At 72.6% G+C, this 23,335-nt stretch carries 13 protein-coding genes; 2 read left to right on the forward strand and 11 right to left on the reverse strand.

Going from position 1 to position 23,335, the window contains the following annotated elements; genetic code table 11:
- Positions 1 to 498: 498 nt before the first annotated feature.
- The 6 genes from fadJ to WMF20_RS00345 all read right to left on the reverse strand — a co-directional run bounded on the left by fadJ (position 499) and on the right by WMF20_RS00345 (position 10,313).
- Entirely contained in the window at positions 499 to 2,733 is a 2,235-nt protein-coding gene (gene fadJ, locus WMF20_RS00320; protein WP_437609620.1) for a fatty acid oxidation complex subunit alpha FadJ, read from the reverse strand.
- Positions 2,730 to 4,040, reverse strand: a complete 1,311-nt coding sequence (gene fadI, locus WMF20_RS00325; protein ID WP_437609622.1) for an acetyl-CoA C-acyltransferase FadI — start codon at positions 4,038 to 4,040, stop codon at positions 2,730 to 2,732. Before fadI ends, fadJ begins: the two co-directional genes overlap by 4 nt.
- Before the next feature lie 568 nt (positions 4,041 to 4,608).
- On the reverse strand, positions 4,609 to 6,552 hold the full coding sequence (locus WMF20_RS00330; RefSeq protein ID WP_437609625.1) for a CBS domain-containing protein: 1,944 nt from the start codon (positions 6,550 to 6,552) through the stop codon (positions 4,609 to 4,611).
- Between the two features lie 101 nt (positions 6,553 to 6,653).
- Complete coding sequence (locus WMF20_RS00335) at positions 6,654 to 7,547, reverse strand: hypothetical protein (RefSeq protein ID WP_437609627.1); 894 nt, start codon at positions 7,545 to 7,547, stop codon at positions 6,654 to 6,656.
- Between the two features lie 44 nt (positions 7,548 to 7,591).
- Complete coding sequence (locus WMF20_RS00340) at positions 7,592 to 8,419, reverse strand: hypothetical protein (RefSeq protein WP_437609629.1); 828 nt, start codon at positions 8,417 to 8,419, stop codon at positions 7,592 to 7,594.
- 193 nt (positions 8,420 to 8,612) lie between these two features.
- The gene (locus WMF20_RS00345; RefSeq protein WP_437609631.1) at positions 8,613 to 10,313 is read right to left on the reverse strand and encodes a hypothetical protein; all 1,701 of its coding nucleotides are present in this window, start codon (positions 10,311 to 10,313) and stop codon (positions 8,613 to 8,615) included.
- A gap of 80 nt (positions 10,314 to 10,393) precedes the next feature.
- On the opposite strand from WMF20_RS00345, the gene WMF20_RS00350 reads away from it, so the two are divergent.
- A complete protein-coding gene (locus WMF20_RS00350) occupies positions 10,394 to 11,713 on the forward strand; it encodes a hypothetical protein (protein ID WP_437609633.1) in 1,320 nt (439 codons plus the stop codon).
- Positions 11,714 to 11,771: 58 nt separating this feature from the next.
- Positions 11,772 to 15,692 carry a lamin tail domain-containing protein gene (locus WMF20_RS00355; RefSeq protein WP_437609635.1) on the forward strand — a complete coding sequence of 1,307 codons (3,921 nt, stop codon included), beginning with the start codon at positions 11,772 to 11,774 and terminating at the stop codon, positions 15,690 to 15,692.
- A 210-nt stretch (positions 15,693 to 15,902) separates the two neighbouring features.
- Here the strand turns inward: WMF20_RS00355 and WMF20_RS00360 are convergent, their stop codons facing one another.
- From WMF20_RS00360 to WMF20_RS00380, 5 genes are all read right to left on the reverse strand, one after another.
- Entirely contained in the window at positions 15,903 to 16,598 is a 696-nt protein-coding gene (locus WMF20_RS00360; protein WP_437609637.1) for a hypothetical protein, read from the reverse strand.
- Between the two features lie 535 nt (positions 16,599 to 17,133).
- Complete coding sequence (locus tag WMF20_RS00365) at positions 17,134 to 18,774, reverse strand: SBBP repeat-containing protein (RefSeq protein WP_437609639.1); 1,641 nt, start codon at positions 18,772 to 18,774, stop codon at positions 17,134 to 17,136.
- On the reverse strand, positions 18,774 to 19,760 hold the full coding sequence (locus tag WMF20_RS00370) for a tetratricopeptide repeat protein (RefSeq protein ID WP_437609641.1): 987 nt from the start codon (positions 19,758 to 19,760) through the stop codon (positions 18,774 to 18,776). Before WMF20_RS00370 ends, WMF20_RS00365 begins: the two co-directional genes overlap by 1 nt.
- Positions 19,761 to 19,768: 8 nt before the next feature.
- Positions 19,769 to 21,514 carry a serine/threonine-protein kinase gene (locus WMF20_RS00375; protein WP_437609643.1) on the reverse strand — a complete coding sequence of 582 codons (1,746 nt, stop codon included), beginning with the start codon at positions 21,512 to 21,514 and terminating at the stop codon, positions 19,769 to 19,771.
- Between the two features lie 274 nt (positions 21,515 to 21,788).
- Positions 21,789 to 23,144 carry a cyclic nucleotide-binding domain-containing protein gene (locus tag WMF20_RS00380; protein ID WP_437609646.1) on the reverse strand — a complete coding sequence of 452 codons (1,356 nt, stop codon included), beginning with the start codon at positions 23,142 to 23,144 and terminating at the stop codon, positions 21,789 to 21,791.
- Between the last annotated feature and the right edge of the window lie 191 nt (positions 23,145 to 23,335).

Below are 23,335 nucleotides of genomic sequence, written 5' to 3' on the forward strand. Positions count from 1 at the left end.
GCCCCATCCGCTGGATCCGCGACCACGGACGCACGACGAGCAAGGGGGCTGTCCCCTCTGGTCGCATGCGCGCGTTCCTCTCCTGAGCTTGTCCTCCAGGCGCATCCGATGCTGCGTCCAGCTTGCCTAGTTGCGAGTGAGGCTAAACCACCGATGAGGGACAATCAACGGTTTGTGCTGTAGCGTACATGTGTGGAGCTCCGCTCTACTGGCAGCCGCTCAACCACATCTTGACGAACCATCGTTCGATGGCGTCGTGGCTTGTGCAGCCCGCGCGGCGCGCGCAGCCGTTGATGGAGGGGCGGCGGTGGGCGGGTTTCTCACCTCGCTGGTGAGCTTCGTCGCGAGGTGGATGGTGGTGAGTCCACGTATCCAAGGGAGACCGGGGTCTTCGCGAGCCACGGAACGGAGGGCAGGCCAGAGCAGGGCCCGCGTCGCGCAGGCCCCGTGAGCGACGACATGGACGATAACGTCCCAGCGACGCCGCGCCCCGGCGCGTCAGTCGTAGAACCGCTTGCCCGTCCTGGCCGCCTCGACGAGGGCCGGGGCTGGTGTCCAGCGCTTGCCGAAGCGGCGCTCGTACACCTCGACGCGGCGGAGCACCTCCGCGGGGCCGAGGGCGTCGACGTAGCGGAACGGGCCGCCGCGGAAGGGCGGGAACCCGAGGCCGAAGATCGCGCCGATGTCGCCGTCGCGCGGGCTCCGCAGGATGCCCTCGCCGAGGCAATACAGCGCCTCGTTCACGAGCTGGAGCGAGCACCGCATCTGGATCTCCTCGACCGCCACCGGCGGCTTGTCCTTCGCCTTCGGCACCGGCAGCCCCAGCACGGCGTACACGCTCTCGTCCGGGTGCTTCCCCTTGCCCTTCTTCTTCGCCGCCGCGCCGTACAGGTACATCCCGCGCTCGTTCTTGCGGCCCTTGCGGTCGCCTGCGACCAGCTTGGCCATCGTGGGCGGCGGGGACATGCGCTCGCCGAACGCCTCGATCATGATCGGACCGATGTGCGCCGCCACGTCGATGCCCACCTCGTCGAGCAGCGCCAGCGGGCCCACCGGCCAGCCCCACGCGACGAGCGCCCGGTCGACCTGCTCGATCGACACCCCCTCCGCCAGCAGCCAGCTCGCCTCGTTCATGTACGGCCCGAGGATCCGGCTCGTGTAGAAGCCGACTGCATCGTTCACGACGATCACCGTCTTGCCCTGCCGCTTGCCGACCGCCACCGCCGTCGCGACCACCTCGGGAGACGTCGCCTCCGTCCGGATGACCTCGAGCAACGGCATCTTGTGCACCGGGCTGAAGTAATGCATCCCGACCACGTTCTGCGGCCGCCTCGACGCGGCCGCGATCCGGGAGATCGGGATCGAGGACGTGTTCGACGCGACGATCACGCCGTCCTTGCCGTTCGCCTCGACGTCCCGCAAGACCGCGTGCTTCACCGCGAGATCCTCGAACACCGCCTCGATCACGAGATCGGCGCTCTTCAGGCCCGAGCTGTCCGTCGTCGCCGTGAGCAGCGCGAGCTTCTGGTCCCGCTCGAGCGGCGTGAGCTGCTTCTTCTTCACCCGCTCGTCGAGGATGTCGGTCACGTACTTGAGCCCGCGGCCGAGCGACGCGTCGTCGCGATCCCGGAGGCGCACGGCGATGCCGGCGTTCAGGCTCACGTAGGCGATGCCCGCGCCCATCAGGCCGGCGCCGATCATCGCGATCTTCTCGACCTTCCTCGGCTGCACCGACGGGTCGTCCACGCCGGTGTCCTTCTTCATCGCGTTCGTCGCGAAGAAGAGCTCCATCAGCCGGTGCGCCGTGCTCGACACGACGAGCTCGCCGAACGCCCGCGCCTCGACCTCCCTCGACGCGTCGAACCCCCGCTCCGCGTAGGCCCGCAGCACCTCGATGATCCGCTCGGGCGCCGGGTAGTGCCCGCCGGTCTTCTCGCGCGTCTGCTTCTGGGCCTGCTGGAAGAGCAGGGCCCTGCCGATCGGGTTCCGCTCGAGGGCGGCCCGGGTGAGCGCGGCGGCGTCGAGCTTCGGCCCCTTCTTCCCGGCGCGCTCCGGCCGGAACGGCGGGCCGCCTTCGACGCGCGCGAGCTTCAGCGCGAGCGCCGCGGCCGTCTCCTTCAGGATGGGCGCGGGGACCACGTCGTCGGCGACGCCGAGCTGCCGCGCCTTCGAGGGGCGCATGTTCTTGCCGGTGAGGCCGTGGTCGAGCGCCGCCTGGAGGCCGGCGCGCTCCGCGAGCCGCTGCAGCCCGTTGATCCCGGGGAGCAGGCCGAGCTGCACCTCGGGCAGGCCGAGCACCGTCTTCTTGTCGTCGCTCAGCACCCGGGCGTGGCAGGCGAGCGCCACCTCGAAGCCGCCGCCGAGCGCGGCGCCGTGGATCGCGGCCACGATCGGCTTGGGCGAGCGCACGATCCGCAGGGCCGCCTCGTGGCCGGCCCGGCACATCGCCTCGGCCTGGGCCGCCGTGGTGACGCTCTTCAGCATGTCGATGTCGGCGCCCGCGATCCAGGTGTCGGCCTTGCCGGACACGAGGATCGCGGCCTTGATGAGCGGGTTGCTCGCGATCTGGCCCATGATCCGCTCGAGATCGCCGGCGAACGTGGGCTTCAGCGTGTTGACCGCCTCGCCCGGGACGTCGTACGTGACGACGGCGACGCCGTCGGGGCGCACCTCGAGGGAGACGGGGCTCTTGGCCGCGGGGGCCTGCGTCACGGTGCTCTCGATCGTCGTCATGCTGCCTCCAGGACCACGGCGGCGCCGAGGCCGCCCGCCGCGCAGACGGTGAGGAGCGCGTGCTGCCCGCCGCGCTTCTTGAGCTCGCGGAGCGTGGAGAGCACCATGCGCCCCCCCGTGGCCGCGAACGGGTGGCCGAGCGCGATCGAGCCGCCGTTCACGTTGAGCTTCTCGGGATCGATCTCGCCGACGGCGGCGGACCGGCCGAGCTTGTCCGCGGCGAACGACGGCGACGCGAGCGCCTTCAGGTTCGACGCGACCTGCGCGGCGAAGGCCTCGTGCATGTCGACGAGGTCCATGCGATCCAGCGAGAGGCCGGCGCGATCGAGCGCCCGCGGCGCGGCGAGCACCGGGGCCATGAGGAGCTGCCAGCCCGGGTCGACCGCCGCGTAGGCCCACGACTTCACGTACCCGAGCGGCTGGTAGCCGAGCGCCTTGGCCTTGCTCTCGCGCATCAGGAGCAGGGCGCTCGCCCCGTCGGTGAGCGGCGAGGCGTTGCCCGCGGTGATGGTGCCGTGGCGGCGATCGAACGCGGGCGACAGCTTGGCGTAGGCCTCGGGGGTCGAGTCGTCCCGGACCACGTTGTCGCGCTCGACCGGCTTGTCGTACGGCGGGGGGATCACGTGCATGACCTCGGCCGCGTACGTGCCGTCGCGCCAGGCGCGCGCGGCGTTCGTGTGCGAGCGGTGGGCGATGGCGTCCTGCTCGGCGCGCGAGATGCCGTTCTGCTTCGCCATCTTCTCGGCGGCCTCGCCCATCTGCTCGCCCGTGGTCGGCTCGCGCGAGAAGCCCGGGATCGGGGGCACGACGTCCTTCAGCGAGAGGCGGGAGAGGATCTCCAGCCGGGCGCCGAGCGTCTTGGCCTTCTGGAGGTCGGTCAGCGCGGAGGCGAGCTTGCGGGAGACGCCGAGCGGCACGTCGCTCATGCTGTCGGCGCCGCCGACGACGGCGACGTCGTGCTGGCCGGCGAGCATCGCCTCGGCGGCGCTCGTCATGGCCTGGAGCGACGTCGCGCAGGCGCGCGAGACGCTGAAGGCGTCGATGTCCTTGGGCAGGCCCGTGCGCAGCACCACCTCGCGCGCGATGTTGAGCCAGTCGAGCGTCGGCACCACCTGGCCGTAGACGACCAGCGTGACGTCGCGCGGGCTCACCTCGCTCCTCTGGAGGAGCTCCTTGACCACCGTGGCGGCCAGATCGACGGTGCGCATCGCCTTGAGCGCCGTCCCCGCCTTGGTGAACGGCGTGCGCAGCCCGGCAACGACCGCCACCCGGTCCTTGCCGCTCTTCCCATTCTTGCCTGAAGCCATGTCGACTCCTCTGCTGCCGGAGGAACCGCCGCGGGCCCGCCCCGCGCGCCCCGCGCAGCCCCCCCGGATCCCGGCTCGCCGGTTGGAGGGATCCCTTAGGTGTGCTGACGCGACGTGTCAACCTCGCTCGGTGGGGCGCGCTGGGCGAGGGGGGCGAGGAGGGTGGAAGATCGGTGGAGCGGCCCTGAATGCTAATTGGGCCCACACTGGATCTTCTCGATAGCGTGGTTGGCTAGGGGAGACGGATTCGGTTCGCTGCGCTGCTGTGCGCAGCGCCGGTGGCCTTTGGGGGGTCGACGCTCGCGGCCAGCTCGGCGCCGGCGTCGCCGGGCGACGCGATGACGTGCGTCGAGCTCAACGATCCGTGAGCCCTGCGCAGGAGCGCTGCTCCGCGCAGCGTGTCTAGAACGCAGCCAGTCCAAGAATGAGACAGAGAAAAAAAACGCAAAGGCGCAAAGGCGCAAAGGCGCAAGAAGAGATAAGAAGATTTTTCTCTCTCCTCCCTTTGCGTCTTTGCGCCTTTGCGTTTTTTTTTCTTCTTCATCCTCCTCGCGGCAGCGACCCCCGCTCACCCCTCGCGCAGGAACGCCTCCAGCAAGGTCGCCGCCACGTCGAGGAGATCGCGCTCGGTCACGATGCCCACGAGCCGCTCGCCCGCGACCACGGGCAGGCAGCCCACGCGCTGCTCGCGCATGATCCGCATCGCCTCCAAGGTCGGCGTCTCCGGCGTGATCGTCACGGGATCGGCCCGCATGATGGACGCGACCGTGGGCGGCGCGGACCCGTTCGACGCCGCGGCGCCGCGGGCGACGAGCCGGAGCAGCGCGCGATGCGAGACGACGCCGACCAGCCGGCCCCGCTCGTCCTCGACCGGCACGTGGCGCACGTGCCGCCAGTCCATCACGCTCGCGGCGAAGTCGACGATGTCGCCGGGGCGCACCGTGAAGAGATCCGTCGACATGAACTGGCCCACGGTCCGGTAGCTGTCGCGCAGGAGATCCCGATCCGCCTCGAGCGCCGCGGGCTCCCAGGTGTGCACCGGGCGGCCAGCCCCGCCGCTCCGGGACTCCTCCTGCTGGCGGGCGAGCATCGCGGCCGAGAGCGCGCGGCACTGCCGCTCCGGGGTGCCCTGCCCGGCCATCGACGCGAGCGAGCCGAGCGCCCACTGGGCGCCGGTCTGGCCGCGGCGCACCCGCTCCTCGACGACGCCGAGGTAGCGGTCGATGTCGGCGGCGTCGATGCCCGCGGCCGCGAGGCCCTCCCGGGCCGCCGGGAGGAGGTGCACGAGGATGAGCTCCGGCGCGGGGAGGCTCCGCCCGCCGGTCCACGCGAGCTGCGCCTTGAGGCCGTGGCGCGCCGCCGCGAAGAAATTCGCCTTGGCGTCCTCGAACGGCATCTCCAGGTCGATGCGCGGGTGCCGCTCGGCGAGGCCGGACATGAGGCCGAAGAAGAAGGCGGCGTTCGCGACCTCGTCGAGGAGGGTGGGCCCCGCGGGCAGCGCGCGGCTCTCGATGCGCAGGTGCGCGACGCCGTCCGCGACGCCGTAGCAGGGGCGGTTCCAGCGGTAGACGGTGCCGTTGTGGACGCGCAGGGCCCGGAGATCCGGCGCCTCGCCGCGCGCGAGGGCCGCGAGCGGCGGCTCGCCGGTCTCGGCGGTCATGATCACCCGGAAGCGCGCGATGTCCTCGCGGAAGATCTCGAGCGCGCCGTCGCGCACCCACCCGTCGCCGAAGTGGACGCGGGGCTTGTGCTGCCGGCCCTCGAGGGCGCTCGGGCGGGTGTCGACCGAGGTCTCGAACAGGGCGATCCGCGTCTCGTGCCAGAGCCGCTGCCCGAGGAGCAACGGCGAGTTGACCGCGGCGGCGAGGACCGGCGCGGTCACCGCCTGCGCCAGGTTGTAGAGCGGCGCGAACTCCCGCGCCCCGACCTGGAGGTGGACCTGGAAGCTCGTGTTGCACGACTCGAGCAGGATGTTGTCGTGGGTCATCTCGAGCTCGTCGAGCCCGTGGATCGACACGCGGAAGTCGCCCTGGCGCAGCTCCCGGAGCGCGCGGTTGAGCTCGTGGTAGCGCGGCGCCGGCGTGAGGCTCTCCAGCCGGAGATCGCCGGCGCGCAGCGTGGGGAGGATGCCCGTGAGCAGCACCTCGGCGCCGAGGGCGCGCGCCGCCTCGGCGGCCCGGCCGACGACGTCGGCGAGCTCGGCCTCGAGGCGCCGCAGGCAGTCGCCGCCGAACGGCAGGGGGGTGAGGTTCGCCTCGAGGTTGAAGCGGGCGAGCTCGGTCGTGAGCCGGGCGTCGGCGGCCCGCTCGAGCACCTCCAGCGCGACCGGCGCGGGCCGGAGCGCGCGGTCGACCAGGAACATCTCCTGCTCGGCGCCGATCCGGCGCACGCCCGACTCGATGCGATCCTCCTCGAGGAGGCGCTCGAGCGCCGCGACGTCGTCGAGCAGCGCCCGCATGAAGGCCTGGAGCTGCTCCTCGTTCGCCCGCTCCCAGACGTGATGCTCGCCCATCGTGACCCACCCGCCCTTTCGCCCGATCCGCTCCCGCTCCGCCGAAGCCTACGACGGGCGGCGGCGCGCGCGCACCGTTCCCGGCGGCGCGCCGGCGGGCGTCAGAACCGGTGGCCGACCGCGAGCCGCAGCGTGGCGACCTTGTCCTCGGCGAGGCCGAACCCGAGCGGCGCGTCGAGCGCCACGAGCAGCCCCGCCCGGCCGTAGAAGCCGGGCTCCGCCGGCGTGTAGCCGACGAACGGCTCCAGCGCGAGCTGCGCCAGGTCCTCGTGCGCGAGCGTCAGCGCGGCCTGGAGCCGCAGCCCGCCGCCGAACGCGCCCTTGCCGCGCAGCTCGAGCTCGCTCCCCTGCTCGAGCACGAGGTCGACGTCGCCCCCGCCGGTCGGGAACGCGACCATCACCGCGGTGTCCGCGCGGAAGACGAGCCGCGTGGCGATCTCCGCCTCGACGCCGCCGCGGGCCCGCACGGGGAAGTGCTTGGGGATGAACCGGTGCAGATCGGCGTAGGCGCGCGCCGGGAGGGTCGCCTGCAGCGCGGCGCGCGCGTCCGCGTTGGGGTCGGTGATGACGGGGATCGAGAGCGCGCCGCCGCCGAAGACGGCGAGCTTCTTGGACATCGCGCGCGCGTAGTGGGCGCCGACCGTGGGGTTGCCGAAGAGGAAGCTGCCGGCGCTGCTGCTCTCGTCGACGTCGAGCCGGGACGACCGGAACGTCGCGGAGACGCTGCCGTAGGCGAGCGGGAGCTCCGCATCGAGGAGGAGCCGCTTGCGCCACGCCAGCTGACCGACGAGGGCGAAGCTCAGGCCGAACGTGCTCACCTCGGACTCGACGTCGGCCATCGACCACCCGGCCGACTTGCTCAGGACGTCGAGCTCGAGCGCCGCGCGGGAGCCCTGGGATCGGATCCAGCTGGTATTCTCCGCCGATGCGGCGGTCCGGGCCGCGAGGGCGAGGGAGAGGAGGACGGCGGCGGAGAGCAGCGGTTTCGCGTTCAAGCGGTCCCAGCTGCGATGACTAACACGGTCCGGCTCGCCCGTGGTCACCGAACGGCGCGCTCGGCGCCCGCAGCCTCCTCGTCCTCGTCCTCGTCCTCGTCGCTCTCGTCCTCGTCGTCCTCGTCGTCCGCCTCGCTGTCGTCCTCGTCCTCGTCGTCCTCGTCCGCCTCGCTGTCCTCGAAGAGGAGCGAGGGGGCGCCGCCGGCGCCGTGCTCCGCGAAGATCGCGTCGGCGGCGACAACGAGCTCCTGGAGGCGCTCCGCGTCCACAGGGCCGTACACCGCGATCGCCATGACGCGGTCCTGCACGAACAGCCACGCGTCGGGGAAGTCGCGCAGGGCGTCGCGGACGCGCGCCGAGAGCCACCGGCCGATCGGCTTCGCCTCCGGCCCCTCGACCAGGAACTGCTCCATGAAATCCGGGTCCTTCTTGAACTGGACGCCGGTGTTGGGGGCGCGCCTGCCGTCGACGATCGGCAGCGGGCACACGGTGAGCCGGGGCGCTGCCTTGGCCAGCTTCGCGACCACCACCTGGTGCTCGCTGCCGTTCTTCGCGTCCGGCCCGACGATCGCGACGTAGGCGAGCTTCGGGACGAGCTCGTAGCGGGAGACGACCGCGCCGCCGCCCGCGTCGCCCAGCATCCGCTCGAGGCTGCCCGGCATTGAGCGCACCGGGCGAGGGCCGTCGATGTCGGCGACGGTCTTCCGGGTGTCGCGCTGCGCCCCGGACCGGCGCGAAGCCGCCTTCGGGGTCATCAGCACGCGCCAGCGCACGAGCTCGGCGTCGCGCCGCGCCTCGTGCCGGCCGCGCAAGCCGGTCAGGTACCAGACGACGAGCAACGCGAGGGGACCTACGTACCAGAGCCAGGGCATGGGGCGGCGATGCTAGCAAACCTCGCGGAGCCGCGGTGGGGTCGCGCGCATCCGAGGTGGGGGGTCGCGCGTCCGAGGTGGGGTTGCGCGCATCCGAGGTGGGGGGTCGCGCGTCCGAGGTGGGGATGCGCGCATCCGAGGTGGGGTTGCGCGCCTTTGCCGCGGGGTCGCGCGCGCCGGCGGGCGGCGGCGCTCAGGGCGCGGCGGCCGCGGGCGGCGGCGCGTCGTCCCGCCGCTCGAAGATGCACCAGTAGCCGTTCTTGCTGTGGCGGATCATCCCGGCCACCTCGTAGATGCCCCGGAAGCGCCGGTCCTTGCGGAGCTTCTCCTGCGCCGGGAACGGGAGCTTGTCGCACGTGTCGGCGCCGCCGACGAACACGAAGTAGCGCGGCGACTTGTCGAACACGCGCTGCACGTAGCCGGGGCCCGTCTTGCGCGTGTAGCCGCCCGGGAGCTTGGAGATCACCGGATCGACGAGGCCGAGGAGGTCGAGCACCGGATAGTCGGTCGCGTACCCGATGTACCCGATGTCGCCCACCGCGACCTCGCCGGGCTTGTCGTGCTCCTGGAACCACGCGGCCGTGCCGCCGGCGGCGCTGTCCCAGAACCGCTTGTCGTCGTCGAGGATCCGGAACTGGGCGCGATCGAGCTTCTGCGCCCGGAAGACGCCGAGCGCGACGATGCAGCCGACGGCGAGCGCGCCGGCGCCCGCGGCGAGGGCGATCGCGCCGCCCTCGCGCGACGCCGCGGCGCGGGCCGAGAGCGCGGTGAGCAGCGGCTCGAGCAGCGAGCGGGCGCCGAGGCCGGCGAGGAGGAAGCAGAACGGCTCGAACGGGCTCATGAAGCGGTAGAACGGCATCCAGTCGCCGCCGACGAGGAGCACGTAGCCGCCCACCGCGAGCGCTAGGACCGCGACGCACAGCGCGTCGCGGTGGCGCGCGACGATCGCCACGCAGAGGCCGAAGAGCGCGAGCAGGAGCACCGGCGAGGTGTGCGCCGCGTACTCCGCGAGGTAGCGCTGCCCGCCGGCGAGCTGGTCGGCGAGGCTCCCGGTCTTGGCGCTGAGCGTGTTCGGCAGCCAGGTGCCGTAGTAGCTGTGCCGCCAGAGCATGTGGCACGCGATCGGCGCGGCGAAGACGACCCCGCGGAGGAGGTTCTGCCGCCCGAAGAAGCGCAGGCCGAGGAACAGCATGGGGATGCCGAGGAACATCGGCGCTTCGGGGCGCGTCAGGCCGGCCAGCCCGAAGACGAGGCCCGAGTACGGGAAGCCCGTCCCCCGGTCGCGCTCGCGGAACATCATCTCCGTGCCCGCGAGGACGAGCAGGACGAAGAGCGGCGTCTCCAGGCCGAAGACGGCATATCCGCTCTGCACGATCGAGGTCGCGAACAGCCACGTGGCGATGCACGGGATCGCGCCGTGCGGGCGCAGCCGCGCGGAGAGGAGGTAGACCGCGCCGAGCGAGCCGCAGGCGGCGAGCCCGCCGAGCACCTTGGCGACGACGTCGGGGTCGAGGCCGACCTTGATGAAGGCGGCGAGCAGCACGGTCCAGAGGAAGTTCGTGTACCCCTCGATGCGCTCGCCGGCGTTGTAGACGAGCCCGAGGCCCCGGGCGAAGTTGCGCGCGTAGCGGTAGGAGATGTACGCGTCGTCGATCGTGAACGAGCGCACCCGCACCATGTTCGCGACGAGCACGATCGCCGGCAGCACGAGGCCGAGCGCGAGGTGCAATCGACCGGAGAGCGGCGCGCCGCGCAGCCAGTCGCGCAAGCCCCGGGCAGGCGGCGCGTCGCGCTCGCCTTCGGCCGCGTCGTCCACCTCGCCGTCGGCGTCGTCGCCCGCCGCCGCGACCCCGGCGCGCCCGCGCACCTCTTCGTCCAGTTCCAGGGAAGCCATGTGATGCGTCTCCCTAGCATGGATGGTCCATGCCGTGGTCGTTTCTTGGTCGGGGCGGTCATCCCAGCTATGCTCGAAACATGCGTGCAGTCATTGTCGCTCTTGCCGCCTCCTCCGCGCTTTCCCTCGCGCCGCCCGCGCTGGGCGCGCAGGACGTGCCTTGCGCCTTCTATGGAATCGACCCGGGGGCGCCCGTCGATGCAGGGAAGGTGATCCTCGACGAGAAGCGGGCAGAGCAGCTGGCGCGCGCGGGCGCCGGCGCCGTGCGCGTCGAGTTCGTGCTCGACGGCGCCGAGGCGTGGGACGAGGACAAGCTCGACGAGTACGAGGCCGTCATCGAAGCCGTGCGCGGCGCCGGCCTCGAGCCGCTCGGGCTGCTGTCCCACCGCACGCTCGCAGAAGGACAGGCACGCTGGAACGACGATCCGGACGGGGACGGCAACAACGCCTATGTGGAGGCGTTCGCCGAGACGGCAGAAGCGCTCATGACGAGGTTCGCCGGGGACGTCGTGCGCTGGGAGATCTGGAGTCAGCCGAACTGCTTCGAAGACCCCGATTACGCGCTCGATCCAGAGAACGCCGGCTGCACCTACATCCTGCCGCGCGTGCTCGCGCAGATCCTCGCCCAGATCCGCATCCGCAACGAGGCGCTCTTCAACGTCGGCGAGCTGTCGCTGATCGCGGGCGGCCTGCTCGCCTCGGACGACGCCGCGGCGCCGTTCTCGGGGGTCGACTACCTGCGCGAGCTCTACGAGCAGCCCGTGCTGGAGGAGCTGGCGCTGCGCTACGGCGAGCGGACCCCGTGGTCGTACCTCGGCCATCAGCTGTTCATGAGCCAGTTCGGCGCGGTCGATCCGGTGGTGCTCGGCGGCTATCTCGACGAGGTGCGCGAGCTCGCCGAGCAGGAGGGGGACGAGAGCCCGTTCTTCGTGACCGGGATGGCGTGGTCGACGGCGCTCGTGGGCGAGGAGCTCCAGGCGGCGAACCTGACCACCTCGCTCGATCTGCTCTCGCAGCAGCGGGACGACGTCGCAGGCGTGGTCTGGGCCAGCTTCCAGGACGGGCCGCGCGACGACCGGCTCTACGGTCTTGTCGACGAGGCCGGCGCCGCCAAGGTCGCGTTCGCCGCGCTCCGCGAGGAGGCCGCGGGCTGCGAGCCCGAGCAGGGCGGTGGGACCGGGAGCGGCGGGGGCGGAAGCGGCTCGAGCAGCGGCGGCGTCAGCGGCGCCCCGTTGCCCGGCACGAGCGGCCAGGGAGGGCGGCCGATCGACGGAAAGCGGCGCGAGAGCTCCTGCAGCTATGCCGCCGGCGCGCCCCAGGGCCGCGGCGCGCTCCCAGATGTGGGCTGGCTCGCGTTGCTCGCGGGGGCGGCGATCGCACGTTCCCGCCGCCTCATCTGAAGACAGGCGTCATCGGAAGACCACACTGGCGCGTGCGGGCATCGCCTACACTAGCGCCATGCCTCACCGATCGATGCACTTCGCGCGGCTGATGGCCGTGCTCGTGGGCCTGTTGTTCTGGAACGGCTGCGGGGGCGATGACGGGGGCGACACCCCCGTCGGCGTGTGCGGCGACGGCGCGGTCGACGTGGGCGAGGCGTGCGACGACGGCAACACGGCGGAGGGCGACGGCTGCTCGCCGACGTGCCAGCCCGAGGGCGCGCCGCGGCCCCGCTGCGGGGACGGCGCGCTCGACGCGGGCGAGGCGTGCGACGACGGCAACACGGACGGCGGCGACGGCTGCTCGGCGGAGTGCGAGATCGAGGTGCCGCCGCGCTGCGGCGACGGCGTCGTGGATCCGGGCGAGCAATGCGACGACGGGAACGTCGCGGGAAGCGACGGATGCGAGGTCGACTGCACGAAGTCGAGGATCCTGGAGATCGCCTGCGGGGAGATCCCGCCGGTCGCGCACGGGACGTGCGAGGTGGTCCCCGGCGCGGGCGCCACGCTGATCCGGGGCGTCGTGCTCGCCCCGGGCGCGGTGTACCGCGGCGGGCGGGTGCTCGTGGACGAGCGGGGGACGATCGCGTGCGTCGGCTGCGATTGCGAGGCGGCGGGCGCGACGGTGATCACGTGCCCGAAGGGCGTCATCTCCCCCTCGCTGATCAACACGCACGATCACATCACGTTCACGCAGAACAACCCGTATACCCCGACCGAGGAGCGCTACGAGCACCGGCACGACTGGCGCACCGGCGATAGCGGCCACACGAAGATCGACACGCCGGGCTCGGCCACGCCGGCGCAGATCCGGTGGGGCGAGCTCCGCTTCCTGATGGGCGGCGCGACGTCGATCGTCGGCTCGGGGAGCGCGACCGGGCTCCTCCGGAACCTGGATCGGGGCGACCAGGAAGGCCTGGGGCAGAAGTCGGTCGTCTTCGACACCTTCCCGCTCCGCGACTCGAACGGCCGCGAGCTCGTGAGCGGCTGCGGCTACTCGGAGGACATGGTGAGAGGGGAGGACATCGAGGGGGAGGACGCCTATTGCCCGCACGTGGCCGAGGGGATCGAGGCGTCGGCGCGCAACGAGTTCGTCTGTCTGCAGAAGGCGCCGAACGACGTGCTGAAGCCGCAGAGCGCGTTCATCCACGGGATCGGCCTCACCGCGCCCGACTACGCGGCCATGGCCGAGAACGGGACGGCGCTCATCTGGTCTCCTCGCTCCAACATCACCCTCTACGGCGACACGGCCGTGGTCACCGCCGCGGCCCGCCTCGGGGTGCAGATCGCCCTCGGCACGGACTGGATCGCGACCGGATCGATGAACCTCCTGCGCGAGCTCCGGTGCGCGGCGACGCTCAACGAGGTGTATTACGACGGCTTCTTCACCGACGAGGAGCTGTGGAGGATGGTGACCGGGAGCGCCGCCTCGGTCACCGCCACCGACGAGGTCATCGGCGCGCTGTCGCTGGGGAAGGTCGCGGACATCGCCATCTTCAACGGCGCGGATCGCGCCGATCACCGCGCGATCGTCGCCGCGGAGCCCGAGGACGTCGTGCTCGTGATGCGCGGCGGGAAGGTCCTTTACGGCGACGCGGCCGTGGTGGCCGCGGTCCGAGGCGCGGAGGTCTGCGACGAGCTCGACGTGTGCGGCGTCGCGAAGCAGGTCTGTCTGCAGGACGAGATCGGGATGGGGCTGGAGGAGCTCGAGCGGGCGGCGGGCGAGATCTACCCGCCCTTCTTCTGCGACGAGCCCGAGGGCGAGCCGCTCTGCACCCCGTCGCGCGCGGCGACCGCGCCCGTGAACGCCTCGGTGAACGGCTCGACCGTCTACACGGGGCAGCCGACGGACGAGGACCTCGACGGCGACGGCATCGAGAACGGCGCGGACAACTGCCCGAGCGTCTTCAACCCCGTCCGGCCGCTCGACGACGGGGCGCAGGCCGACGCCGACGGCGACGGCGACGGCGACGCCTGCGACGCGTGCCCGATCGACGCGGGCAGCACCCTCTGCTCGGCGCCGAACCCGCACGACGCCGACGGCGACGGCGTCGAGAGCGGCGCGGACAACTGCCCGAGCCTCGCGAACCCCGACCAGGCCGACATGGATGGCGACGGCAAGGGCGATCCGTGCGACCTCTGCCCGGCGGACGCGAACCGGGGAGCGCTGGGCTGCCCTGTGTCGATCTACGACATCAAGGACGGCACCGTCGCCGAGGGGATGGTGGTGGCCCTGGAGAACGTGCTCGTGACGGGGAAGCACGCGAGCGGGTTCTTCGTGCAGGTCAAGCCCGGGGACCCGGGGTACGCGGGGCCCGCGTACTCCGGCCTCTACGTCTACAGCCCGGGCAACGCCGTGGTGGCGGGCGATCGCGTGCGGATCACGCGCGCGGTGGTCACGAGCTTCTACGGCCAGATCCAGCTCGGATCCGCCGTGGTCGAGGTGATCGCGTCGCTCGGCGAGGCGGCGCCGGCGCCGGCGCCGGTCGCGCCGGCCGACATCGCCACGGGCGGGCCGCGGGCCGCCGAGCTCGAGGGCGTGCTCGTCGAGGTGGCGGACGTCAGGGTGATCGGGCTCGAGACCATGTACAACGAGTTCTTCGTCACGGGCGATCTGCGCGTGAACGACCTCCTGTACCTGGCCGACCCGTTCCCGGTGGTCGGCGACCGCTTCTCGAGGATCCGCGGCATCCTCGACTACCGGAACGACGACTCGAAGATCGAGCCGCGCAGCGCGGAGGACCTCGTGCCGGGCCCGCCGCGGCTCGCGGCGTTCGGGCCGGCGGAGTCGTTCGTCTACGTGGGGCAGACCGGGGCGCAGACCGTGCCGGCGCCGCTCGAGGTGACGCTCTCCCGGCCGGCGCCGGCCGACATGTTCGTGGCCGTGACCTCGGGCGATCCGGCGGCGCTCGCGGTGGTGGGCGGCGGCGTGACCGTACCCGCCGGCGCGACGAGCGCCCCCGTGCTGCTCGACGCCATCGCCGCGGCGGAGGCCGTGACCCTGACCGCGGCCCTCGACGACGCGAGCCTCACCGCGGCGGTGCGCGTCCTCGATCCGATGGTGGCGCCGGCGCTGGCCGCGCTCGACCCGGCGTCGGCCACGGTGGCGCCGGGCCGCACGGTCTCGTTCACCGTGGCGCTCGACATCCCGGCGCCGCCGGGCGGCGCGGTCGTGGCGCTCGCGCTCGATCCGCCGGACGCTGGCACCCTGCTGGCGTCGGTCACGATCCCGGCCGGGCAGCAGGGCGCCACGTTCGAGTACGTGGACGGCGGCTCGAGCGCCGGCGTCACGGTGACCGCGACGCTCGGGGAGAGCTCGCTCACCGCGACCGTCGAGGTGGTGGCGGTGGCGGGAGCGCTCGTGATCAACGAGGTGGATTACGATCAGGAGAACACCGATGGTGCCGAGTTCATCGAGATCTACAACGGCACCGGCGCACCGGTGGACCTCGCGGGTCACGCGATCGTGTTGATCAACGGCGCTGCGGACCCTCCATCTGCCTATCTGACGGTCGATCTGAGCCCTGCCGGGACGCTCGCGGCGGGCCAGTACCTCGTGGTTGGCAGCACGGCGGTGGTCGGCAGCGCCACGGTGCCGGGCGTGGTGCCGGAGGGCGCGCTGAAGATCGCGTTCTCGGGCGCCCAGACCAACCGGGTGCAGAACGGCGCGCCTGGCGACCCGGACGGGATCGCGCTGGTGAACACGACGACAGGCGCGTTGATCGACGCGCTCTCCTACGAGGGGAGCATCACCGCCGTCACGATCGGGGGCGTCAGCGTGAGCCTCGTCGAGGGCGAGCCGTTGCCCGCCTCCGTGGCGGACCTCAACGATGCACCGGGCTCGCTCTGCCGCCTGCCCGACGGGACGGACACGAACCAGGCCGCCGCCGACTGGGCGTTCTCCGGGACGATCACGCCCGGCGCGGCGAACGTGCCGTGAGCGAGCCTCGGCCGAGGCGCTCCGCTGCGCGCTCCGGCGCAGCGCGCCTCGGCGGCCGCCATGACCCCGGTTCCGCCGCGCGGCCCGCGCCGCGCGGCCTCCGCCGGTGTCGTCATCCTGTCAGCGGGTCTGGAGGGGGATAGACCGCGAGCTGCTGCTCACGGAACAGGCGGCGCGCTGTTGCTCACGGAACAGGCGGCGCGCTGCTGCTCACAGGCAGCCGCAGAGCGGGTCGCCCTGCTTGCACACGCACTTGCCGCCCTTCTTCGCCACCCCCGCGCGGGCGCCTCGCGCGGCCTTGGCCGGCGCCGACCGGCCGCCCTTGGCCGCGGCCGCCTTGGGCGAGAGCTTCGACGTCTTCGCGTCGGCCTCGTCCTCGTCCGCGGCCGCAGCCTTCGCCTCCTCCGCGGCCTTGTACGCGGCGAACGCCTTCTGCGCCTTCTCGGCGTCGCTCTTGGCCGTATCGAGCGCGAGGGTCAGCTCGGAGATCTTCTTGTTGCGCGCCTCGAGCTCCAGGTTGAGCTGCGCGATCCGGTCCTGCTCGGCGATGCGCGCGGCCACCGCCTCGGCCTGGGCCGCCTCGGCCTCCTTCACCTTGCCGGCGAAGGTCGTGACCGCGACCGCAGCCGCGGCCGCGATGATCAGGCCCATGCCGACCGCGAGCCGGCTCCGCCGCTTCTGCCGCACGCCCTGGGCGAGCGCCTCGAGCTCGCGGTCCAGGTCCCCCGAGGAGGACGACATGGGCGGCACGCTGGCCGCCACCGGCGCGATGCTGGGGCTGACCTGGACCGCCGCGTGGACGCCCGTCCTCGTCCCCTGAGCATGCGTGGCGGGGGTGTAGGGCAGCGCCCCTGGTGTGACGGGGGTATAGGGCAGCGACCCCGGCCTCTCTTGAGTGTTGATCATCGCGCGAGACCTCCTCCTCCGTGAGCGGTTCCTCGGCAGGCAAATGTAATGCCCGGTGCGAGGAGCTCCCCGCCCCGCCGCGGCGCCTCCCGAAAAGCGCCTGAATGCGGGCAACGCAGGAGATCTCGAGGTGATCCAGAGGCGGGGCGCGCTCGATCCGGTGGATCAATCGTGCTGGTACATGGAGCTCTCACCGGACCTCCATGTGTCCCCCTGGTCCACCGGACGTCCTGCCCCAGCGCGTCGGATTCGCTGCTGCTCGCAGCTACGTAGATCCGTCGTTGCTCAATGCAGCACGAGGAGGCCTCGAGCAAGTTTTGTCATCGACCGAGATATGTCAATGGATGTGTACCGGAGCATCTCCACTGGAACGCTGGTCGGCGCAGGCGCTGGACACCCGATGCCCTTTTCCGTACGGATCCCGCGATTCGAGCTTGGCTGCACGAGCGTGGCGGCAGCGAGCCGACCTCGATCTGCAGGAATGCAGGAAGGGCGCCAGCGGGGCGGCGAAGCGCGCGTCGCCCCGGGGCGGACGTCAGGGCTGCAGCTTGGCGACGAACGCGTCGCGGCCCCCGACGCTCGTCAGCGGGGCTCCCCCGAGATCGATGCTGCCGTCGAAATTGCCCGTCAGCGCGATGACGCCCAGCGCGCCCACCGTGACGTCCGCTGCGCTCTGCGTCATCGCATCGCCGAACGAGATGGCCCAGGCCGTCGTGCCATCCGGCATGAACTTCGCCAGGAAAGCGTCCTTGTCGCCGCGGGACTCGAGGTGCCGAGAATCGAGATCGATCGAGCGCGCGAATTCTCCGACCACGACGACGTTGCCCGCCTGGTCCACCGCCACCCCGAGCGCCCGCTGATCGTCCTGACTCCCGAATTGACGGCTCCAGACAGGCTTGCCCTCGGCGTCGAAGGCGGCGACCACCGCGTCGGCCCCTCCGCGATACGGTGGAGTGGATCCGTCGATGTTCATCGTTCCGTGGGTGCTCCCCGCGACGACGATGCCTCCCTGGGCGTCCACCGCGACCGACACGAACTCTTGCGCCATGTCATCGCCGAAGCTCTTGGCGATGCGCGGCACCCCGTCCCTGTCGAGCTTGACCAGGAAGGCGTCATAGCCGCGGGGGATGATGGGCGTGTTCCCGAAATTCATCTCCCCCGCGAGGCTGCCGACCAGGACCACGCCGCCGTCGGGCGTGGCCGCGGCGTCGAGGGCGACCTGTTCGCTCCGATTGCCGAAGTTGAAGCTCCAGACGTGGTTCCCCGCCGCGTCTATCTTGGAGACGAAGATGTCCTCTCCGCCGGCGCTGTTCAGGTCCTCCACACCGAACACCTTGGCCCCATCGGTAAAGCTGCCAGCGACGAAGATGTTGCCCTCGGCATCCACGGCGAGCCCATGGACCGTGTCGGCCGCGGGACCGCTGATCTTGTTCATCCAGTCGAGGTCGCCGTTCGTATCGAGCTTCGCCACGAACACGTCCGTGCCGCCGTCGTTGCCGAGCGAGGACCCGTCGATACGGAGGGTGTTGTCGTAGGTCCCGGCCACGATCACGCCGTCGTTCGTGTACGCCACGCGGGTGCAGACATCCGAGCCCGTCCCCCCGAACGCCTTCCCCCAGATCCTGGCCCCGGTCGGGCCGAGCTTGACGACGAAGGCGTCGGTCGAGCCCTGGGAGGTGGCGAAGCCCACGTTCCCGGTGAACCGCCCCACGACCAGGAGGTTTCCCTCCCTGTCGAAGGCGATGTCATGACCGTACTGCTCGCCGCCCTCCCCGATCTTGGTGCTCCACTCGAGCTTTCCGGTGCACTTCGGCTCACCATCGCAGCTCTCGTCCAAGGCCTCCGTCGCGCAACCCTCGGCCGTGGGGACCACCTGACCGACGCACACCCCGCCGCGCAGACAGCCGCTCTTGCACTCGCCGGAATCCAAGGTGGAGGGGGGGCCGTCATAACAAGGCACACAGGGCTCCTCGCCGCCCGTGGAGGCGCTCGACGTCGCCCCGCCGACGCCGCCGCCCGCGCCGCCGTCGCCGCCCGCGCCGCCCAGGCCGCCCGTCCCGCCGGCGCCGGCCGCGCCGCCGCCGTTCATCGCGATCACGCCCTTGTCGAAGCATCCGCCGAGCGCGCCGGCCACGCCGAGCGCGCCGAAGAGCACCAAGAAGCCGCTGCGTCTCATCAGAACACCCCTGCGATCCCAGCGCCCCACGGCGATATCCACGGACGCACCGCCGCGTCCTTGGGCTTCGACGCCGACGGCGTGGTGAGGAGCAGCGCGACGCCGCCCGCGGCGAGCGCCCCGCCCACGATGAACGCCGGCGCGGGGATGAGGCGCGTGGTGTTGTACGAGCCCAGCTTGTCGCGCGTCTTCGGCGTGTCAGGGCACACGACCTTCTCGGTGCACCCGAGGTCGATGAGATCGCTGCGCAGGGCGAGGGTCACGCCGAGCGTGACGCCGCCGATGGCGAGCGCCGCCGCGCCCGTGCCCAGCGCAGACCAGCCGAGCACGCGCTGCGCGCCGCCCGGCGGCGCGGGGCCGGCGGGCGAGGGGCCGGCGGGCCGGCGGACCTCGGGGAACGCGAGCGCGATCGACGCCTCCTGGCGCTCCGCCAGCGTGACCTCCTGCCGGACGACCCGGCCCGCCCACGCGCCCTCGACGAGGTGCTTGCCGGGATCGACAGGCCGGCTCACCCCCACGAGCGCGGGCGGCATGGCCTTGCCGTCGACGGTGATCTGCACCTCGCGCTCCGGGGCGCCGCGCACCCCGACTGCCAGCTTGGGGATGCGCGGTTTGAGATCGCGATACGCCTTCTCGGCGTCGGCGACGGCCGCCTTGAAGACGTCGCTCGCCGAGGCCTCGAGCGCCGTGCGGCTCACCTGCAGGTAACGCTCGGAGGCCTCGATGAGGCGGCCGAGCTGCTCGAGGCACCGCGCCGCGTACAGGCCGATCGTGGGGGCCTGGATCAGCTCTTCCGCGCGCCCGAGCTTGTCGAGCGCCGCGGCGTACTCGCCGCGGTCGTAGAGCTCGAGGCCCTCCTCCGCGAGCGCCCGGGCAGCGTTGACGGTGGCCGGGTCGACGTCGGCCGCGCGCGCGGGGGGCGCGGCGGCGAGCGCGAGCGCGAACGCGACGGTGGCGGTGCCGAGGGCCCTCAAGCGCGGGTGCATGCGTCTCCTCAGAAGCCGAGGCGGTCGGCCTTGGTCCGCGGCTCGCTGGAGGTCGAGGGCCGCGCCGCGCCGGAGGTCGAGGGCCGCGCCGCGCCGGAGGCCGAGGGCGCGGCCGCGGACGGGGCCCTGGTCCGCTGCGCGGACGGGGCGGCCTTGCTCGGCCGAGCGGGCGCCGCCGCGGCCCACGATGCGGCCGCGGCGGGCGCTCGGGAGGCCCGCGCGGGGGCGGCGCTGTCGGCAGGGGCCGAGGGCGCTGCGGCGGACGCGGCCGTCGCCTCGCGGGAAGGCGCGATCTCGGGCGCTCCGCTGGCCGGAGCTGCCTCCGCCGGCGGCGCGTTCGCCGGAGGGGCGGCCGCCCGCGCCTCGAGCGCCGGCGTCGGCGACGACGCCGCGCCGGACGGCAGCTGGCGCGCGGCCGGGTCGCTGCCCAGCGCGCGCCAGCCCACGAAGAGCGCCACGCCGAGGACCGAGGCCGCGAGGCCGAGCACGAGGGCGGTGACGGGCGCGGTGCGGCGAGGCGGCCAGTCGGCCTCCGCGCCCTCGTCGACGACCGGCGGCGAGGCCGTGCCCCCGCCCGGCGAGACGGAGACCGGCGGTGCGGACGCCGGCGCGGCGGACGCTGGGGCGGCGGACGCCGGCGCGGCGGACGCTGGGGCGGCGGACGCCGGGGCGGCAGACGTCGGCGCGGCGGACGCCGGGGCGGCAGATGCCGGCGCGGCGGATGCCGGCGCGGGAGATGCCGGCGCGGGAGATGCCAGGGCGGCAGAGGCCGGCGCAGCGGACGCCGGCGCGGCGGACGCCGGCGGGACGGAGCTCGGCCCGGCGTCCGCGACGGCGGGGGCCGGGGCGGGGGCGGAGATCAGCGACGCCCTCCCGGCCTCCTGCGCCTCGCCGCCCGGCAGGAGCGCCTCGCGCAGCGCCTCGCCCATCGCCGTCGCCGAGGGGAACCGCGCGCTCGGATCGCGGCTGCACGCGTGCAGGAACCAGTCGTCGAACGCCGGCGGCACGGGCACGCGCGCCACCTTCGAGGGGACGGGGAGCGGGTCACTGCATATCTCGAGGATCATCGCGCCGGGCGCCTCGGCCGTGATCGCCGCCCGGCCGCACACGCACTCGAAGGCGATGACGCCGAGCGCCCACAGGTCCGATCGGTAATCGACGTTCGCGCCCTGCGCCTGCTCAGGGCTCATGTACGGCAGCGTCCCGATCAGCACGCCGGCCTGCGTCCCCAGGCCCTCGCTGCCGTACAGGCGCGTCTTCGCGACGCCGAAATCGAGGACCTTGGCCACCTCGCGGTCGTCGTCGCGGGCGAGGAAGATGTTGTCGGGCTTGAGGTCGCGATGGACGATGCCGGCGTCATGGGCCTTGCGGACCGCGCGCGCGACGTCGGCGAAGATGCGCGCCGTCTCGGCCGGCGAGAGCGGGCCGACGCGCTGGAGCCGGTGCGCGAGATCCTCGCCCTCGAGCAGCTCCATCGCGATGAAGGGGACGTCGTTGTCGACGCCGTGATCGAGGATCTGCACGACGTGCGGGCTGCGGAGCGCCGCCGCCGCCTGCGCCTCCTGGTAGAAGCGCGCGCGCACCGTCTCGTCCTTCGCGTACAGCGGGCCGAGCATCTTGATCGCGACCGGCGAGCCGAGCGTGAGATCGTCCGCGCGCCAGACGGTGCCCATGCTGCCCGAGCTGAGCGGGCGGATCAGCCGATACCGGCCGACCAGCACCTGTCCCTCCAGCCCGAACGCCTTCGTCGTCATTGTCGCAGGACCTGTCGTGCGCGCGTGGCATACCCTACGCCGGTAATTGTTCAGTGCTGTTCAACAAGCACAACGGATAGACTGAAAGTCTACGGGCCATGGTGCGGAGCGTCAATCGGCGCACGCGCCTCGGCTCGCAGGACGCTGCTAGACCACCGAACAGGTTGAAACGCCGCGCAACAGAGAGTTTGAACCACAGAGGCACAGAGGGAACAACAACAAAAACTCTGCCCAACCATGGCGCATTTCTTCGTCTCTCGAGCTGTTCGGCGCCCTAGATCAGCACGAAGTCCTCGGCCACGGAGACCTCCTCGGCCATGATGCTCGTGGTCTCCTCGTCGCGCTGGACGGCGAGCTTGTAGAGTTGCGCCAGCACGGCCGGGTGAGCCTCGACCAGACCCATGAACTCGGTGGCCGGCAGGTACAGCGCCACGGTGGGGTGGACGGCGATCACGTCGGCGTTCGCCGCGCGGCGGAGGACCATCGCGATCTCGCCGACGACGTCGCCCGGGCCGAGCGTGGTGAGCACGAGCGGCTCGAGGTGGGCGTCGTCGGCGGTGTCGCGCCGGACCACGGCGACCTCGCCGGAGGCGATGAGGAACAGGCCGGGGGGCCGCTCGTCCTGGACGAGGAGCCGCTCGTTCTTCTCGAACGTGCGGGTGTGGAACCGCTTCACGAACGCGGGCCGGTCGGCGTCGGGGACGACGCGGAGCACGTCGCTCATCCGGACGAGGTTCTCCACCATGCGGTCGCGGCAGTAGGCGGCGAGCTCCAGGCCGACCTCGGGCTCGCGCTGGGCGATCTCGTCGATCGCGTCGCGCTTCACCTCGAGCACGATGGACGGCCGCGTGGCGACGACGCTGCCGGTGCGCGGCGCCCGCGAGAGCAGCGCCATCTCGCCGAACATGGCGCCGTTCGTGAGCCGCGCGAGGACGATCTCCTCGCTGCCGCGCCGGCGCCGGGCCTCGAGCTCGCCGCGCGCGACGAAGTAGGCCTCGCTGCGCGCGGCGCCCTGCTCGATGACGGTCGTCCCCGCCGCCACCCAGATGGGCGTGAACGCGGCGCACAGGGCGCGGAGCGCGTCGCGCCCGACCGACGAGAAGACCGGCTGGGGCGCGATCCCGGGGTGGTCGCTCTGGGCGGCGAGCCTGCGGGTGGCGTCGTGGATGATCTCCGTCGCCTTGTTGAGCAGGAGCGCGCCGGTGAGCACGGACGCGAGCGGCTGGAACGCCTCGGCGGTCGGCAGGGGCGGCGGCGGCGGCGCGCCCTCGCCGAGCCGCGGCGAGTCGCGGCAAAAGGCCTCGGCGATGAGGTCGAGGCCCGGGCCGGCGTCGCCGCCGAAGCGCTCGCTCTCGCGCGCGGCGGCCACGGCGAGCGGCAGGTTCTCCAGATCGATCGCGCGGACGACCGCGGTGGCGCACGCCTCGCGCGCGGCCTCGTGCCGGTTCAGCTCGCCGAGGAGGCGGCCGCAGAGGCAGAGCGCGGACGGCATGGTCGGGTCGTGCCGGACCAGCGCCGCGGCCCAACGGAGCGCGGCGTCGCGCTCTCCTGCGAGCGCGAGCGAGAGCGCTCGGTCGATCGGCGACTCCGCTTGGTGGGTCGAACCCGGGAGCACCGGGGGGAGGGCCATGTAGGCGTCTATATCAGGGTTCGTTGCGCGACGGCAAAGAAGGCCGATCCGGTCGCAATGCGGCGGCTCGGCGGTCCGTGTCTGACCAGCGCGGGGCGCGGAGCGCGGCGAGCCCTCTCCGGGGCGGCGGCGCTCGCGGCGGCGCGCCCGCCGCCCCGCGCGATGCGCGGATCTCCGGGCAGCGCCGGGGC

The organism is Sorangium sp. So ce834 (assembly GCF_051521425.1).
Taxonomy (GTDB): Bacteria; Myxococcota_A; Polyangia; order Polyangiales; family Polyangiaceae; genus Sorangium; species Sorangium cellulosum_D.

Bases quoted from the DNA above. Each gene is read 5' to 3' on its own strand.
- fadJ (WP_437609620.1), bottom strand. From the start codon at position 2,733: ATGACGACGATCGAGAGCACCGTGACGCAGGCCCCCGCGGCCAAGAGC.
- fadI (WP_437609622.1), bottom strand. From the start codon at position 4,040: ATGGCTTCAGGCAAGAATGGGAAGAGCGGCAAGGACCGGGTGGCGGTC.
- WMF20_RS00330 (WP_437609625.1), bottom strand. From the start codon at position 6,552: ATGGGCGAGCATCACGTCTGGGAGCGGGCGAACGAGGAGCAGCTCCAG.
- WMF20_RS00340 (WP_437609629.1), bottom strand. From the start codon at position 8,419: ATGCCCTGGCTCTGGTACGTAGGTCCCCTCGCGTTGCTCGTCGTCTGG.
- WMF20_RS00345 (WP_437609631.1), bottom strand. From the start codon at position 10,313: ATGGCTTCCCTGGAACTGGACGAAGAGGTGCGCGGGCGCGCCGGGGTC.
- WMF20_RS00350 (WP_437609633.1), top strand. From the start codon at position 10,394: ATGCGTGCAGTCATTGTCGCTCTTGCCGCCTCCTCCGCGCTTTCCCTC.
- WMF20_RS00355 (WP_437609635.1), top strand. From the start codon at position 11,772: ATGCCTCACCGATCGATGCACTTCGCGCGGCTGATGGCCGTGCTCGTG.
- WMF20_RS00360 (WP_437609637.1), bottom strand. From the start codon at position 16,598: ATGATCAACACTCAAGAGAGGCCGGGGTCGCTGCCCTATACCCCCGTC.
- WMF20_RS00365 (WP_437609639.1), bottom strand. From the start codon at position 18,774: ATGAGACGCAGCGGCTTCTTGGTGCTCTTCGGCGCGCTCGGCGTGGCC.
- WMF20_RS00370 (WP_437609641.1), bottom strand. From the start codon at position 19,760: ATGCACCCGCGCTTGAGGGCCCTCGGCACCGCCACCGTCGCGTTCGCG.
- WMF20_RS00375 (WP_437609643.1), bottom strand. From the start codon at position 21,514: ATGACGACGAAGGCGTTCGGGCTGGAGGGACAGGTGCTGGTCGGCCGG.
- WMF20_RS00380 (WP_437609646.1), bottom strand. From the start codon at position 23,144: ATGGCCCTCCCCCCGGTGCTCCCGGGTTCGACCCACCAAGCGGAGTCG.